Consider the following 16,405-nt stretch of genomic DNA (forward strand, 5'->3'; position numbering starts at 1 on the left):
ATAAAGGAATTCCTATTTCTATGTCTAAAGCTATCTCTGGATGTCATAATGATCTATTTGAAATCGAAAATAACATCAAAAATATGTTAGAAGATTTACATAAATCTAAAATTGAAACTAAAGGACTTTTTTTAAATGCTGATGCAGGTTTTGATTCTGAAAACTTTAGATTATTTTGTTTTAAAAATGAAATCCAAGCTAATGTAGCTTTTAACAAAAGAAATAATAAAATGTCTGATAATGAATACTTTTTTGATGAAGAATTATATAAAAATAGATATAAAATCGAAAGAACTAATTCATGGTTAGATGCTTTTAAAGCTATAATTATAAGATATGAAAAACTAGAAAAAAACTGGACCAGTTTACATTATATTGCGTTTATAATTATACTTTTTAATAAAGTCTATTTTTAAACAGGTTCATTATATAAATAATATTTACGATGAATATTAAAAAAGAAATTAAATTAATAAGGATTAAGATAAATGCGTTCGATTTTAATACATCATATAAAATAAAAGTAGCTACAATTATTACTAAATGTAAGATGGATAATTTTAGATTTGGAAAATATTTTGTTAAGGCTAAAATTCCATAACCCAATAAAAAAATGAATAAAGAACTATATTTAAGAACTAATAAAAAATTAGTATAATCATATTCCCAACTAACAGTTTTATTAAATCCAATAGTACCAATTTCATTCATTTCACTTGGATTATTCCCCTCAAAAAAAGTAAATCCTAAAATCACTAAAATTAGGTTGAGAAGAATTATTATTAGATTTCTTTTTTTGAACAATTTATTTAATTTTTCATTCATTTTTAATGTCATTTAAAATTTTCTCAATATTCACTGGTTCAGGTGGAGGAGGAGGTGGTTTGGTCACATAAAAATCAGAATCAATTAATACTTTTATTTCTTTTGAATTAATTTTTTGATTATCAAATTTATTTAAAATCAATTTTCCACCAACATCCAATCCATTTCCAATCATTCCATGATTTTTAGTGAAAATCCAAACTCCTGATCCATGAGGAGGTGATGAAATATTTCCGCTTCCATATAGAAATACTAAAGCAGTATCATTCAAGGTTTCTAATTTGATCTTTTGAGTTAAAAGAATTGTATCATGTTCTAATAATAATTTTTCTTCAAATATTTTAAAATCAAGAGCTGTGTCTAATCTATTTTCATCAAAATAATAATAGTAAGTTGTCAATTTATCTGAAGAAATTGTTTTTTCAAAGAATAGTACTTCATCTTTTCTTTTCCTAAATGAATCGAAAAACTGGAATTCTGTTTTTATAAGTTCTTTTTTCGAACATGAAATAAAGAAAAATAAACTAAATATTGATACGGTAATTTTTTTCATTTTTTTAATCATCAATTTTTTTCTACTAAAATAGACTAAGAAAGCCTAAAAATTATATTATTTAGATAGAAATTTCTTAGAGTTTCTTTCTATAAATTATATCCTAAATCAAAAGTTATTGGGTTTTTATCTTCAAAAATAAATTTGAAAAATCTCCCATCAGATTCAATCATAACAAGATTTTTAGCTTTTGAAGGTAATATAGGTTCTGTATAATATGTACTATTAAATTCAGTTTCTACAACCTTTGATTTTTGTAACTCTAACCATAGATAGAAATATTCAGACTTATCTAGTATTACCATTTCATCATTTTTTTTAAGTCTAAAATAATTAATTACTGGCTGATTTTGTGTTTTAATTGAAACTGATTTAAGTTCTGTCTGTGTATATAAATATTGAAGTGGAGTATAAGCCCAAATCAATTCTTTAGTAATTGATGAATTATGATTCTCAATAGTTTTGATTATTTTTCCGTCTTTGAATAAAGTTGTAATAAAACTACTATCATCTGTATGATTCGATTTTATAAGAGAATTATTATGTGTTTTTTTTATTTTATTAGATGAATTTTCATTCAGTAAACTATTATAAGCATGCGCGAATTTTGAAAATACCTTATTTACAGTAACACTGTCAATTTGAGATTTATAAACTCCAAGTGGATCAACATACGACTCTCCATAGAAATAAAATTCTCCTTTTTTATTCAGTGAAATATCTATTATTGAACAAGAACCATAACAACCAGTTTTTGAAAGAATAATTTGGTCAAAATCATTGTTTTCAACTAATTCAACTTTTTTTAGTTGCATAAAATCGGTTCTGTCTTTAGTTAAAATTAAAGTGTCTTTTTTAACCTTTGAAATTTCCCATTTAAACTCCCAAACTTTATCAAATGGATTTAAAATAAAAATACTGTCATTATTAATTTTATAATCACTATAAATTCCTTTAAAATTAAGCTTACGTTTTTTTGAAATTGAATCAAGGTCGTATCTTAAAAATCCATTCAAATATTCAACAGTATCTTTTGAAAAACGTATTCCAAAAGGAGGAATTCCAGGTGGTGATGGAGGTGAATTTAAATTTGAGTCTATTTTACTCCATGCTCCTATAAGATCATTTTTAATTTTTTTTTGTTTAGGATTGCAAGCGATAAATAAAAAGGTGAATAATATTAAAAGAATTGTTTTTTCTATTTTCATTTATGTATATTTTTTATGGAGATGTGTTGTATAAAGTTTTCAAATTTACTTTTTCTAGTGAAATAAGCTAAAGTCCAGCTTATAACCTTTTTGAAGGTATTTTTTACTTACAATTTTTGCTATTTCTTTAGGATTATCTCCTTTAGGTAAATTTTCCATCTCTGAATAAAACTTTAATCTTCTACTTTTACAACTTTTCCAATTACATCTCTAATAGGAATCCAACCATTAATTTTACCAAGATTATTTCCAATCAATACTTCATTTTCATTAATCTCTTTAATTATATGAAGCAGATAATTACCTTTCCATTTTACCAAAGCAGCATCTTCAATTTTTATTTCTTCGGGCTTAATTTTTTCAATCGTTACCAATTGTCCACTTTCAATTCGACCTCTCATCGAACCTCCTTGAGGTCTAATCTGACAACTACCATTTTTAGATAATTCTTTTAAAGCATCTTTTACCCAACCCATTTTTATTTCTTTTTATGTTAATCATAAATGCGAGCTGATGATTTATGAAAATTCTCTTCAGCTCGCATTGGATATTTTATTTAGAATACTTTTTAAGTACTCAAATCTGTATCTTCCCAATTTGTTCCTTTAGACACCATCCAAGTTAATGAATGTCTTCTTTCATGAATAACACCTCCGTTACCCATTGGATCAAATCCATTCGGAACCGTTTGTCTTCCCATTTGTGCACTACGAACAGCATTATGTAAACAATAGAATAAATCGGTCATTTGCATTAAATCTTCTTCTGGTAAAATTTCATATTCCTTTATCCACTCATTGATATCTGCATCTAAAGGACAAGTGAAATCCATTAAAATTTCTTGCATTTGCTCTCCAGGCATCATTTCTCCTGTAATACTTGGTTTTTTATATCCAAAATACCAAGCTAGAGGCCAAGCATTTTCAAATTTCCAACCTATAGCATTTCTAGCATCTTCATCTGTTCTTGAGTTATTCAGAATTGCTTTTTCTCCTTCATCCATGAAATCTCTTAAGCCATTCTTTTCTACAAAATTTAAAATCTTAGCACTTTCTAGTTGCTCTTCAGGAATCATCAACCAAAGAATTAATGCTTTGATAGCATTCAGCCTTTTCGCAATTTCCACAGCAGGACGTAATTCTCTTTCAAACTCAGTTGGTAAAGCATTAGAAGGTCTAAAACCATTATGAAGGCAAATAGAAACATTTTGAAGTCTCATATCGGTCATCCAAGGAACTTTTTTGAATTTTTCTAAGTCTGGATGTTCTTCCATTTCTTCTTCCTCTTCAGAATCCATTTCACCGATGGCTTTAAATAATTTTTCAGCAACTACTTCCGCAGAAACTTCCGGTTTAAATTGATCTTGAACATCGATTCTTACCAATTGCATGGTACATTTGAAATTCTCATCAATGTCTTCACCGAAACTTTGCCAAACATAATGCTCTAAAACTTGGCTTTTAAGATTTTCATCTCTAAGTCCCATAGTGATAAATGCATTGTTATCATTATCAGATTTATCTCCTCCAATAGCAACAGTAACTTTAGATCTAAAAAGAATTTCAGGTTTTTCATTACTTGCCAATACTTCTTCAAGCGTTACAGTTTTAGTAGATTCTTGGCTTTTCTCTTTCGTGGCTTTACTACCAAATAATTTTTTTAAAAAACTCATATATTAAAATTTGTAATATTTTTCATTATAGCAAATGTTTTAATCACAGCGATTTTGGTTTTCTATGATCTCCTGAAACTATATTTTGGGAATAATTTTATTTTCATAGCAGCAGGTTTCCAAATATAGGAGATTTAATTCAAAATAAAAATTGACTTTTGAATTGATATGAAATTAAGTAAATATTGAGTAAAAATCACTTAATCCTTACGTTTATCAATAGGAAGATTTTCTAATAATTCTTCAATAGTTTTATTTTTGTGTTGTTTTAAAATTTTAAAGATTTCACGAACATTTCCTCTAGTATAATCAATTCCATTACATTCAAAAGAACTTGTAATAGAAAATGGATCTGACCATAAAACAAAATTTCCAATACTTTCAACTGTTGCACCACATTTAGGATAGCAACAAGAAAGAGCCATTAATCTATTTGTTTCAAATTTACTTATAGAATCAAAAAGAGCTAGTGGATAAATATCGAAAGAAATAGAAGGGATTAAAACTTCATTTTCTTTTTCTATTTTTTCTTTTCGTTTAAATTCTAAAACACCATAATTATCATTGTTTTCAGTTTCTGTTTGAAAATTATATTCCCACATTTCAAGAGAATCAATATTTTTAACGATTGGTGAAATTTTAATTTCTTCATAATTTTCAGAATTTTTACAAGAGCTTAATGAACAAAGAATGATAATTATAACTATATATAATTTTTTCATATTTTAAATTCATTTTTGATTTCATAACAAATAGAAATTAGTCTTTGTACAATTAATTTGTTCATTTCCAAAGTTAAATCCTGTTCCAGCTTTTCGTTATCAAGCCATAAAAATAATTTTTCATTATGGAAATAATATTTGTCTACTTTTACTTTTGTTTTGTCAGTATCGTATGTTTCAATATCCTCATTTTCTAGGGCAGTTTTTTTGTCCCAATAAATTGGTCGATTATATTTATACTGATGTTTTATTGCAAAAATTAAATTAGTATTTTCAAAATAGTATTCTATTTGTGATTTTCCAGTTTCACCAAACCATTCAACTCTAAGTAATTTCAATTTTTTATTTTTAAAAACTGCTGTTTTTTGTGAGTCATCTGTATTTGAACTATTTTCTATTTGGATGAAATTAGAATTGTTAGATTTGAGATTGTAATTAATTTCAGTATAAATTGAATCAATACTTTTAATCAAAGCATTATTATTTTGACTGTATAAAATAGTTTTTGTTAACAGTGATAAGATTATTGTTATTAGTATTTTTTTCATATTTTCAATCTAATAAGGACTATCAAAAGTCAACCATTTAGAAGATTCTGAATTTTGATTTCCACAAATATCCATCAAACTAAATCTTACTTTGTACTTTCTACTGTCTCTAAAACTAAAAGCACCAGAACACATTCCATGTCCTACACTAACAATTTCATTTTCATCAATAGTTAAAAAGAAAGTGTTTGATTCTCCTGTTTTTAAATCTACTAATTCTGCTTTTACCAAAACTTGTGATTCGTCTTGAGTTTTAATTGTAAAATCTGCCGATATTTCAGGACCACATCCGTAGACTTCAACATTTGTATCTACGAATTCAGGTTGATTTATAAATCTAGGTTTTTCAGAATCGATTCCGTTTTCAACTTTCCATTGAATGGGTTCTTCTTTTCGTAGCTTTGAATTCCATTTACTTAAATTTGATTTTTGATCTTCTTTTAAATTATCAATTTTAAGTATATACGTTTTTCCTGTAATAAGTTTTTCGCTTGGTACTAGAATAGCTTGTGTTAATCTGAACAATCCTTTATATGTGTTTTTAACTACTAGTTTTACTTTATGCCCATCGCCTTCAAGATAAATAGGGTAGTCTTTATTTAAAGATTTTATAATTTCTTGACTTGAAGCATATCCATGAATAATAATCCAAGAGTTTTGCTTGATCACTCCGTTTTCTGGATATGTCCATATAGCACTACTAGCACATTTTGCAAAAGCTTGTCCTGTAAAAAGGATTGCAATAATTAAATTTAGAATTGTTTTTGTCATTTTTTTAGTTTTTAGTTTTTCAAAACAGTTTTATTCTTCTACACTACAAGTTGTCCAAGGATATGCGCATTGGTATTTTTTTTCTAACCATCCTTTATATTCTTTTTCATTATAAATAAATTTTACTTTAGCCCATAATCCTTTTGTTTCAATGATATTAACTTTTAGAAAATCATTTGTTTCAAAGATTACTTTAGATTTTTTATTAGACTCTTTATAAAATTTAAAAGTTATGTTTTTTATATCAGGTAAAAATATTTCAAATTGTTCAGCCTTAATCCATTTTTCTTTATACTTTTCAATATTTTGATTTAACTCATGATCTTCACAGCCTGGTAAAACCATAAGGTTTTCAATTTTCAACCAGTTATCTCTTGAATCTGTAATAGCCAATTTAAACCAACAATTTGGGAAATCTAAAACTTCTAATTCTTTAACTAGTTCTCCGTTTGGTTTATTGTATATTATTAGAGGTTTATCTGTTTTATTGGAATAAGTACATTCCACAAAATCAGGGGAAAATATTTTTTGTTGTTCTTGAGAAAATCCAAAAACTGAATTTAGAAATAATATTATTAATGTTAGTTGAGTAAACAATTTTGAATAAGTCTTTTTCATGTTTTATTTATAATATGATTTTGATAATTGTTACAATTTGAATCTGCAATCTGTTTTTTTCAAAAATAAATAAAAACAATAAATTCTTAAATTATTTCTGATAGTATTCTAACATCTTAAAAAGATAATATTGTATCAATATTTTATAAAAACCGTATATTGATTTTCAAAATATTTGATTTATTTAGTGTAACAAAATTTTGCAAAATATAATAATCGATTGTTATAGTTTTTAAAAGAGAAATCTTTTTATAACAAATAATGAAAGTGAAAAAGCTTTTATTGTTTGAAAAATTAATTATTAATCCAAATTTAAAAACTAAAATGAAATCTATTTTAAGTTTGTTAGCTTTCTTTATGCTAACAATTACATTATCAGCGCAAACAATTTCAGATGATTTAATAGAAATTCAACCACCAGGTTTTTCTGAATCAGGAAGTTTTGTTCATGACGGACATTTAATTCAATACGAAGGAAACTACAGTGTTTGGGAAACAACTACCTATAAAATCATGAAAGGATTCATGAAAAGAAAGGATAAAAATAAAAACACTAAGAACTATAAATTTATGGTGAGAGTGTACAGAAATCTATATGGACAAATTACAAGTGTGGAATTTGTAAATCCAGAACCATTTATGCAGTCTCCAGGATTTGCTACTAAATTTATGGGGACTTTAGATCAAATTATTATCATTTTACCACCAGATCCTGTAGAATAAAATTGAATTAATTCTCTTTTTTTTTCATAGGCAAAAGCAATAATAAAACTCAAAATATCAGATTGAAATCTTTAAAAATATTGGATTATTTATTTTTAAAATTAAATAAGATTTTTTCTAATAGAGTGTTTATTATTGCTTTTATATTTTGTTTAATTCGGCATCCAATAAGGATGTTCATAATAACTATAATCCACAGATTCTCCTAGTTCTGAGATTACTCCATTTATATCATTAATATTTTCAATAAAAGATGTTTCATCAAAAATTTTATTTCCCATATGCCATTCAATATTAAGTGGTTTTCCATATTCTACTTCTAAACCTTCTTGATCTTGGTAAATAAATTTTAAAAAATAATCAGTAAGTTCTGGATTGTTTTGTTCTCTAGGAATTGAAATATAGCAATATTTCACCAAATCCATTTCTTCAGTAGAAATTATTGGGGTGTAATTTTTATCTGTAATTTGAAAACAAACCAAACGATCTTGTTTATCATAAACTCGAATTGAATATTTTATCATAGTTTCATTTTCAAAAATATAAGTATCTCTTTCTCTTTCTATGAATAAATCACCCATAGGAAATTTACGTTCTTTAAAAACTACAGAACCAAATTGTTGGATTAATTCTTTGAAAATATCTTTTTCGTTTTCTCCTTCATCTAAATAATAAGTAATATCGGGTATGTTTTGATTTAGATAACTTTCAATTTTTTTAATAACACCATTTTCTTTAAAAATCTTTTCATAATGACCACTTTCTAAAGTTTCTTTTTCAGTCATTTCATATTCTATAACGTTTGTAAAGTATGAAATACGAGCATATGTAATTTCCATAATAATTTAAGTCTTTGAAGTTTAAAAATAGTGTTTCTATTTAATATTATTTTTCATTCCTTTTCCAATTTTGAAGCCTCCCAACCAATTATTGCTTTTTTTCTAATAGGATTCCAGTGATATCCACCAAAATTTCCAGATTTTTGGATCACTCTATGACAAGGAATCAAATATGCAATTGGGTTTTTCCCAATTGCAGTTCCGACTGCTCTTGATGCTTGAGGATGTTCAATCGATTTTGCAATTTCTCCATAAGTAGAAAGATCTCCGTATGGAATAGATAATAGTGCTTCCCAAACTTTCAACTGAAATTTAGTTCCTTTCAAGTGTAATTTTATTTCATTTAACTTAGTCCAGTCATTGCGAAAAATTTGTAAAGCTTCCTTTTGAAATTTATCCGATTTTTGATTGAATGTTGCATTAGGGAAAATTGTTTGTAATTCTTCAAAAGCTAAATCATTATTCTCACTAAAAGCTAAGTGACAAACTCCTTTATTGGTAGAAGCAACTAGAATTTTTCCAAAAGGACTTTCTTCAAAACTATAATTGATTTTTAAACTGGAACCACCATTTTTATATTCTCCAGGAGTCATTCCTTCAATCGTAATAAACATATCATGAAGCCTGCTCGTACCTGATAATCCCATATTAAAAGCAGTTTCAAATAAACTGCTTTCTTTTTTCTTTAGTAAGCTTTTTGCATAATTTGAACTTATAAATTTCAAATATTGCTTAGGACTAATTCCAACCCAATCTTTAAATAATCGTTGGAAATGAAAAGGACTCAAATTAACGTGCTCTGCTATTGTATCTAAAGAAGGTTGTTCCTTAAAATTTTCATCTATAAATGTAATAGCTTCAGCTACTTTGTTATATTGATAAGTTTTATTGTCTTGCATAAGATTTTACTTCATTATTTAGTTCATCTATTAGTTCGTCAATATCCTTTTCTGTCGTATTATAGTTTGTGATACAAGCTCTAAAAGTTGGTGTTCCTTTGATTGGATATACAGATAGCCATGATTTTCCATTGGATAATATATTGTTTAAAACTTCTTTTGTGAAATTAAAATCAGTTTCAAATTCTTCTTTTGTAAAACAAATGACAGGCAAATCAGTATTATTTTTAATTATCCAACCATTTTTTTTCAATTGATTTTTTAAATATTTCCCCATTTCTGCCTGATGATTAATCGTTTCTTCATATCCTTTCCAACCATAAAAAAGAAGAGAGAGATAAACTTTTAAACCGATAAACCTTCTAGACCATTGAATAGAATGCGTAAATGGTTCTGTAACTGTAAGCATATCTGCTTCTTTAGGCATATATTCGGTTGTGATTCTAAATGTTTTTCCTAAAATTTCACTTTTTGAAGTTAAGAAAATACTTGTTCCCATTGGAACAGACATCCATTTATGTGCATCAAAAGTAATAGAATCTGATTTTTCAATACCAGATAATTGCTGTTTTAAATCTTGACTCAAAATTGCTCCACCTCCATATGCAGCATCTACATGAAACCAAATATTATTCTTTTTACAAATAGAACTTAACTTATTTAATGCATCAATTGTTCCAGTTCCAGTTGTTCCTGCAGTTCCAATAACCATCAATGGAGAATATTCAGAATTATCAAGGTTCTTTAGTTCTTCTTGTAAAATGTTAGTGTCTAATTTTAATTCATCAGTAATTGGAATGGATTTTACAAGATTATAACCTAAACCTACAACTTTTGCAGCTTTTTGAATGGAATGATGCGCTTCTTCAGAACAAAAAATAATTGGTTTTTTATTTAATCCAAACATTCCGTCTTTAGCAAAATTTGGATATTTATGGTTCAAAGCACAAAGAATTGCTGTAAGATTAGCTTCAGCTCCACCAGTTGTAAAAACACCATCTGAATTTTTATCATAACCAAATTTATTTGCAAATTCTCGTATTAATAATTCTTCTACTTCAACAGCAAAAGGAGCATGACTCCAAGCAGCTAATTGAGGATTATAAGTTGCTGTGATTAAATCAGCGATTATTCCTGCATAATTAGAACGCGGATTAAATAGACCAAAATATTTAGGATGAGGTGTATGAACTGAAAAAGTTTCAAGCTCTTTTGTTACATGTTCAATTGCTTTTTCTGGAGAAATTCCATTAACTAATTCTTTAGAATATATAGATTCTCTGATTTCTTTTATATTTAAATCAGGATTAGTTTTAAAGTCTTTTGTTTTGCTATAGAAATTTTCTAATTTTTCGAAAGTTGTTTCAAGTATTTCTTTTCTCTGTTTATTGTCAAAATCAAATTGCATACGAATTTTTTTAAATGTTAGGGCAAAATTCTTAATTAAGAGAATTTATTAAAACCCGATTCTTGCGGTATTTCAAATTACTAATAACTTTCCATGTATGTTTATGTAAAAACGATGCTTTTAATTTTTATATTAAATTAAGTTTTTGAAACTTAAAAATAGTGTTTTCTATTTGTTAAAATCTCAATGATTACTTTATAAAGTATATTAGACATTATCACGATTGATTTTGTAAAGAGGTATACAGATTGTCAAGTTCCCCTCTTGAGAGGGGCTAGGGGTGTGTTTTAACTGAAACAAAATTCCCTCATAATATTTTAAACGTGATAATGTCAATTAAATAATTTAGTTTCATCTTTGAAAAAATTATTCTACCACTTTTTCCAAATGCCATATTTTAGAAACAATTTGCCAATCATTTTCACCATAAACAAATCCAAGATGATCAACAAATATATTCTCATGTGCCCGAATTCTTATTTTAACTGTAGCGCATTTAGGAGATAACCAATCAATCATTAAAATTTCAGCGTCTGGTTCTTGGTTCTTACTATTTGGAGATATTCTTGTTCCAACATCTTTACTAAAACTCTCGATGGATTCTACAAAAACGTTGCCTTTATCTACATCAAAAAGACTGGATTTCTTGTGAAAAACTTTATTCAGTAATTCCGTATCACAATAAAAAAGAGCATCGAAATAAGTTTGTACAGCATCAAGTAATTCGGTAGTTGTATTCTTTTTATGATTTTGCATAATTTCTTAGATTTATTTTTTCAAACTTAACAGAACAAGCTTCAAATTTTAAATTTAGAAATTGAACTAATTTAATTTTTTGTTGAAATATTTTCAATTATAGCATGATATTAAAATATTACATTTGTTTATATGGAAATTAAATATTTTAAGTTAATAAAATCAATAGAAGAAGAAGGGAGTATTGCTAATTCTGCTGAAAAATTATTCTTAACACAATCTGCCCTAAGTCATCAATTACGAGATTTGGAAGAACGATTAGGGTTTAAGGTTTTTTTGAGAACAAGAAATAAATGGAAATTAACAGAAGAAGGCTTAGAATTATATAATTTAGGAAATGAAATCCTAGAAAATATTGAGAAGAGTTTTCAAAATATTAATCATTTAAGATCAGGTTCTCGAGGAAATATAAAATTAAGTACAGAATGTTATAGTTTTTATCAAGGACTTGCTGGTTTTATTCAAAAAATGGGACTTTTATATCCAGAAATAAATGTTGAATTAAATATTGAAGCAACACATCAGCCTATTTCGAAGATTTTGTCTAATGGAATAGATGTAGCTATTGTAACTACAAAACCCCAAAATAAAAAATTAGTATGCATTGAAGTTTATCAGGATGAAATTTTTGCGATAATGCATCGAGAACATCCTTTGCATTCAAAATCATTTTTGGAGTCAGAAGATTTTTTAAATATAGATTTAATTATTCATTCTTATCCTTTGGAAACAGTTTCGGTACATAAACAGTTTTTAAAACCAAAGGATATAAAACCCAAAAAAATAACTGCAATACCACTTACAGAAATTGCATTGGAAATGGTAAATGCAAATATGGGAATCATTTGTATGCCACAATGGGCAATCAAATCATTTAAAATATCTAGAGATTTAGTTTTTAAAAGAATTGGTGAAAATGGTTTAAAAAGAACTCATTATTTGATTTGCCGAAAAGAAGATGAATCAAAAAAATATTTAAATGATTTTATTTCAAATTTGAAAGATTCTTTCTCTGAACATTGAATCATTTATGAAAGTAGGGTAATTCCCCTCTTGAGAGGGGCTAGGGGTGTGTTATTTGTAAAATACAGGTTTATAATATTATAAGTTGCATGTGACTTACTTATACAAAAGTGCTTAAAACCTACCTTTTTCAGAATCTAAATTCCAAACTTTATGTTCTAATTTATATTTTGTAAACATTTCTTTAGCTTCTTTCATGGTCCATTTTTGCCAATTCTCATCTAAGTGTTTACCATACCATTCTTTAGAAAACTCCCAAATATTCGAGATTGGTTGCACATCTCCTTTTGGAATATTATGTTGTTTAACCCAATCATCAATTTGCTTTTCATTTTTAAAAACAAGCATGGTGCTACAAGTATAAATCACATTATCCCAAGCATTTTTCATTGGAATAGGGAAGTGTATGTATAAATCTTGATTTACAATTTTTCCATCTTTAATTTGAATTTCTACTTTTTCTCCGTGCGCTCCATAACTTGTTGTGATGGTCAGATCTTCTTTTAAAAGAGCCGCAACACCCAAAGAACACTAAGCGCAATTTCCCCACCATTCTCCTTTTTCTGATTTTACCAAAAAGTTTGTTGGTGCCAAAGAAAAAGGATGAATTACCCAGATTTTTGGCGCATTAGGATGCAAAACCACACCATGATATTCTTGCAAATCATACAAACCTTTTTCAATACTTGCAATGTTGTTATTTAAAAGTTTTGACAATGTTTTGTTAGTAGGAGCAAAGCCATTTTTGATAATATATTTGATGATTGTATAATGTAAACTAGAGTTTGTAACCATTTTTGTTTTCTGTTTGATTAATGTTCTAATTTATTAGTTTAGCACTATCTTGCCCATGTTTTATTAGTGAATATTGGGTGTAGTTATTCTTTTATACATAATTCTTTTCCAAATATTTTCTGGTGTTTAGATTTGTCTTCAACAATGTTAATGATTTGATGTTTCGCTTCTTGTGTAAAAACAATCTTACTTCTCTTTGTGTGTTGATCTAGAATTTCTTCCCATAAATACTTATCAAATCCTTTTTGGATTGTTCCTTTAGGTGGCTTTTCAACTTTGAAATTCGCATCATTAACCCAACCTAAATAATGAATGACACATTTCAATTGGACGTTAGTGAATTTATATTTTGTTTTTTCTTTTACAACTTTTTCTAAGCTACTTATTGTCATATGATCGCCACCACGTTTAATTTCACCTACAATTTTATAAATTGGCTTGCCCTCTGTGTCACTTATTTTTCCAATTTCACCCGCACTTATTGCATTGAGGATAATATTAAAAACTCCATCTTTTGACTTATCAATTTCAACATTACTGCCAGCCAACTTTTTGTCTTTCCCATTAAAACCATATATCTTGTTTTGATTAGGATTGACAATGAGAACTTCTCTAGGATTTATGTCAACCATTTCTGGCAAAAGATTTGACCATATTTCCATAAACTCTTTACTTTTCTCATTTGCTTTTAATTGCAAAAAACGATTGAATTCTGACGAGGAACTATTAGCATGTTCATTTTTAGCAGAATCTCTGTAATATATGTCTCCTTTCTTTATTTTATATTCTTTACATTCTTTAACAGGTATTAATGTATCCACAGATTTTTGAATAAGAAGAGAATAGAATTTTCGGGTTGCTATTTGAAACGGCTGTAAGTCGATAGAAATTCCAATTTGTAAAATGCTCTTAAATTTTTGCGAAACTAGATTTAAATCTAATTTCTTCAATAATTCTTGATCAACTTCTTCAAGACCTTTGTCATGAATTTCTCCTGTAATTTTATTTTCCTGAAAACCAATCAAAATTATGCCACCTTGACCATTAGCAAAAGAGATAATATCTTTTGCAAAATTCTTCATAAATGTCTCTACTTCTGTTTCATTTGGCTTGATTACTAGCATCATTTTATAATCAAAAAGATTATTTTCTTTTGGAGAATAGCCGTAATCTTTAAAATCTTTGACTATTTCGTCAAATTTTATTACTAGTTCTTTTAATGTCATTTATTATTGTTTATTTTGATTCAGTAGGTGAGAACAAGTAATTACTAATAGCTATTATTTAAACAGTTATTTGATTTAACTATTTTTGTTTTGCTTTTCTTTCCATTTACTATGACCTTTTTTGGCAACAAATACTGCAATCACTACTGTTGCTAAACCTTTTATTAATTGCCCTACTAAACTTCCATTACTTGACTTGCTCATTATATTTTAATTATTAATTTCTAATTTGATTTCTGCACTTTCTACCTCACTATAACTTGGAATTCTTTTAATCGCTTTTATGGAAGCGTTTGAAATTAATTTCCAATTCTTATCTGATGTTTCCCATTCATTAATTTTATATACTATATCATCATCATTAATGAATTCCATAAAATCTTTTAAAGGAGCTAATGATTGTATTAAAGATAAAGGTTCATTTAGTTCGTGATAAATTGTTAAAATAATTTGTGAAGAACGTTGAATGTAAAATACTTCTTTTACAAATTCTTTAATATTTTCTAGTTGTGTCTTTTTGTAATTCCAAGTTTTTAATTCCTTAATCAAGGATTTCCAAAAGCCAACTTCTAAATTATTTATTCTCTGTTTAGAACTTTCTATTAGTTGACTTCTTCCTTCATTCAAAGATTGGTGAGCAAAAATAAGTGCCATTTCTCTTTTATTTTTATCGGTCATTTGAATTGCATCTAAATACTTACTATACCCAGCTTGTATTTTACCAATTCTATCGTTATTAAATTCTTTGTGTATGTCAGTTAATTTTTTTTCAATATGTTCAAGTTGACTACTAAGTTGATTTAAAGAACTCATAACTGCCATATTTTGCAGTGAAGAAAGTAAATTATTTAGTTTTTCAGAATCAGTGATTTCTCTCAATCGTAGTTGTTTAATAATCTTATTTGTTTTTTTATCTTTTACAAAAGCTAAAAAATCATTTGTTCCATTTTTCTTGTTAAGTACATATTCTCCACTTTTTAATTTTTTAAGAATTCCTTTTGGAAATACAACTTCAAAATTTTTGTAATTTTTTTCAGAATTTTCTAAAAACTCAGCAAAGGGTGGAATTTGCTTTAGAAAAGTTAAAACTGTTTTATTTGCATTGTCAAAATCATTTGTTGTTTTTGTTTTAAAATCCCCAAAAATATTAGAATGACAATTTGTCAAATCAGTGCTTTTTAGTTCGGAAACATTTGCAGATTTTTGAATTGGTCTATGTATTTTGATTTCTTTCACAGTCTTTTTATAATTGTTTTACAACATAACTATAATAGGAATTTATGTTATTTCTATTATACCTGTAACCATAAAATTTCTGTAAATTTTGAATTTTCATAGCTCAGGTTAGCAAATATAAAAGAATCATAAAATATTAACAAGAAAATATTGAAATATTTAATACGGTTGTCTTAAATATTATTTATATAGATATGCAATTGAAATAACCTTAAAAATTTAAGAAGATTTCAAAATTCAAAGTGCCTTCAAGAACCTCAGGCATCAGCCTTTGAGAATTTCAGACACCAGCCTTCGACTCCGCTCAGGCACCAATAATCAAGTCAATAATCATCGTAAACTTTCCTTGCGAAAGGGATTGTAGTGGAAAGCTTTTGTTTTTCAAAAATTAGAAAATCTAGGAAGCGGAGGCGACCAACGGAAGTCCACGAATGACGTAGAATTTCTTTTTTTGAAAATCAAAACTTGGAGGGAAAAGCCCGACCTTTTTCTGAGTTTTTGCAAACGAAGAAAAATGGTTTCGCCCAAAAATAAAAAACGACACAAAGAGGGAATCTAAGTGTCGTTTTTGTTTGTTTTTTAT

General features: G+C 27.1%; 20 protein-coding genes. 3 read left to right on the plus strand and 17 right to left on the minus strand.

All coding sequences use genetic code 11. From position 1 onward, the window contains the following. On the plus strand, window positions 1-416 hold a 416-nt coding region (locus I0K12_RS13095), incomplete at its 5' end, for a transposase (RefSeq protein ID WP_196888577.1). Between the two features lie 401 nt (window positions 417-817). Here I0K12_RS13095 and I0K12_RS13100 read toward each other — a convergent pair. From I0K12_RS13100 to I0K12_RS13135, 8 genes are all read right to left on the minus strand, one after another. After that, entirely contained in the window at window positions 818-1,378 is a 561-nt protein-coding gene (locus tag I0K12_RS13100) for a hypothetical protein (protein WP_196888578.1), read from the minus strand. 89 nt (window positions 1,379-1,467) lie between these two features. Next, window positions 1,468-2,586: a DUF6438 domain-containing protein gene (locus I0K12_RS13105; protein WP_196888579.1), complete on the minus strand. Its 1,119-nt coding sequence runs from the start codon at window positions 2,584-2,586 to the stop codon at window positions 1,468-1,470. Between the two features lie 173 nt (window positions 2,587-2,759). Next, entirely contained in the window at window positions 2,760-3,062 is a 303-nt protein-coding gene (locus I0K12_RS13110; protein ID WP_196888580.1) for a hypothetical protein, read from the minus strand. 92 nt (window positions 3,063-3,154) lie between these two features. Then, complete coding sequence (locus I0K12_RS13115; protein WP_196888581.1) at window positions 3,155-4,258, minus strand: DUF4272 domain-containing protein; 1,104 nt, start codon at window positions 4,256-4,258, stop codon at window positions 3,155-3,157. Between the two features lie 200 nt (window positions 4,259-4,458). Then, window positions 4,459-4,980 carry a hypothetical protein gene (locus I0K12_RS13120; RefSeq protein ID WP_196888582.1) on the minus strand — a complete coding sequence of 174 codons (522 nt, stop codon included), beginning with the start codon at window positions 4,978-4,980 and terminating at the stop codon, window positions 4,459-4,461. Continuing rightward, on the minus strand, window positions 4,977-5,528 hold the full coding sequence (locus tag I0K12_RS13125) for a hypothetical protein (RefSeq protein WP_196888583.1): 552 nt from the start codon (window positions 5,526-5,528) through the stop codon (window positions 4,977-4,979). Before I0K12_RS13125 ends, I0K12_RS13120 begins: the two co-directional genes overlap by 4 nt. A gap of 9 nt (window positions 5,529-5,537) precedes the next feature. Continuing rightward, window positions 5,538-6,299: a hypothetical protein gene (locus I0K12_RS13130; RefSeq protein ID WP_196888584.1), complete on the minus strand. Its 762-nt coding sequence runs from the start codon at window positions 6,297-6,299 to the stop codon at window positions 5,538-5,540. A 30-nt stretch (window positions 6,300-6,329) separates the two neighbouring features. Continuing rightward, window positions 6,330-6,917, minus strand: a complete 588-nt coding sequence (locus tag I0K12_RS13135) for a hypothetical protein (RefSeq protein WP_196888585.1) — start codon at window positions 6,915-6,917, stop codon at window positions 6,330-6,332. Between the two features lie 324 nt (window positions 6,918-7,241). Here I0K12_RS13135 and I0K12_RS13140 point away from each other — a divergent pair, with 324 nt between their 5' ends. Continuing rightward, window positions 7,242-7,640 carry a hypothetical protein gene (locus tag I0K12_RS13140; RefSeq protein WP_196888586.1) on the plus strand — a complete coding sequence of 133 codons (399 nt, stop codon included), beginning with the start codon at window positions 7,242-7,244 and terminating at the stop codon, window positions 7,638-7,640. 152 nt (window positions 7,641-7,792) lie between these two features. Here I0K12_RS13140 and I0K12_RS13145 read toward each other — a convergent pair whose 3' ends face one another. The 4 genes from I0K12_RS13145 to I0K12_RS13160 all read right to left on the minus strand — a co-directional run bounded on the left by I0K12_RS13145 (window position 7,793) and on the right by I0K12_RS13160 (window position 11,542). Then, the gene (locus tag I0K12_RS13145) at window positions 7,793-8,479 is read right to left on the minus strand and encodes a hypothetical protein (RefSeq protein WP_196888587.1); all 687 of its coding nucleotides are present in this window, start codon (window positions 8,477-8,479) and stop codon (window positions 7,793-7,795) included. A 53-nt stretch (window positions 8,480-8,532) separates the two neighbouring features. After that, window positions 8,533-9,378: a bifunctional helix-turn-helix domain-containing protein/methylated-DNA--[protein]-cysteine S-methyltransferase gene (locus tag I0K12_RS13150; protein ID WP_196888588.1), complete on the minus strand. Its 846-nt coding sequence runs from the start codon at window positions 9,376-9,378 to the stop codon at window positions 8,533-8,535. Continuing rightward, window positions 9,365-10,786 (minus strand): pyridoxal phosphate-dependent decarboxylase family protein, encoded by a 1,422-nt coding sequence (locus tag I0K12_RS13155; RefSeq protein ID WP_196888589.1) that lies wholly within the window; start codon window positions 10,784-10,786, stop codon window positions 9,365-9,367. Before I0K12_RS13155 ends, I0K12_RS13150 begins: the two co-directional genes overlap by 14 nt. Before the next feature lie 366 nt (window positions 10,787-11,152). Beyond that, on the minus strand, window positions 11,153-11,542 hold the full coding sequence (locus tag I0K12_RS13160; RefSeq protein ID WP_196888590.1) for a nuclear transport factor 2 family protein: 390 nt from the start codon (window positions 11,540-11,542) through the stop codon (window positions 11,153-11,155). Window positions 11,543-11,674: 132 nt separating this feature from the next. Here I0K12_RS13160 and I0K12_RS13165 point away from each other — a divergent pair, with 132 nt between their 5' ends. Beyond that, window positions 11,675-12,565, plus strand: a complete 891-nt coding sequence (locus I0K12_RS13165; RefSeq protein ID WP_196888591.1) for a LysR family transcriptional regulator — start codon at window positions 11,675-11,677, stop codon at window positions 12,563-12,565. 114 nt (window positions 12,566-12,679) lie between these two features. Here the strand turns inward: I0K12_RS13165 and I0K12_RS13170 are convergent, their stop codons facing one another. From I0K12_RS13170 to I0K12_RS13185, 5 genes are all read right to left on the minus strand, one after another. Continuing rightward, complete coding sequence (locus I0K12_RS13170) at window positions 12,680-13,090, minus strand: alkylmercury lyase family protein (RefSeq protein WP_196888592.1); 411 nt, start codon at window positions 13,088-13,090, stop codon at window positions 12,680-12,682. Between the two features lie 6 nt (window positions 13,091-13,096). After that, window positions 13,097-13,360, minus strand: a complete 264-nt coding sequence (locus I0K12_RS13175) for a hypothetical protein (RefSeq protein WP_196888593.1) — start codon at window positions 13,358-13,360, stop codon at window positions 13,097-13,099. Window positions 13,361-13,443: 83 nt separating this feature from the next. Next, the gene (locus I0K12_RS13180; RefSeq protein ID WP_196888594.1) at window positions 13,444-14,586 is read right to left on the minus strand and encodes an ATP-binding protein; all 1,143 of its coding nucleotides are present in this window, start codon (window positions 14,584-14,586) and stop codon (window positions 13,444-13,446) included. A 75-nt stretch (window positions 14,587-14,661) separates the two neighbouring features. Beyond that, complete coding sequence (locus tag I0K12_RS22115; RefSeq protein ID WP_255552898.1) at window positions 14,662-14,790, minus strand: hypothetical protein; 129 nt, start codon at window positions 14,788-14,790, stop codon at window positions 14,662-14,664. A 6-nt stretch (window positions 14,791-14,796) separates the two neighbouring features. Then, entirely contained in the window at window positions 14,797-15,822 is a 1,026-nt protein-coding gene (locus I0K12_RS13185; RefSeq protein WP_196888595.1) for a hypothetical protein, read from the minus strand. Window positions 15,823-16,405: the final 583 nt, after the last annotated feature.

This window comes from Aureivirga sp. CE67 (assembly GCF_015767245.1).
Lineage (GTDB): Bacteria > Bacteroidota > Bacteroidia > Flavobacteriales > Flavobacteriaceae > Aureivirga.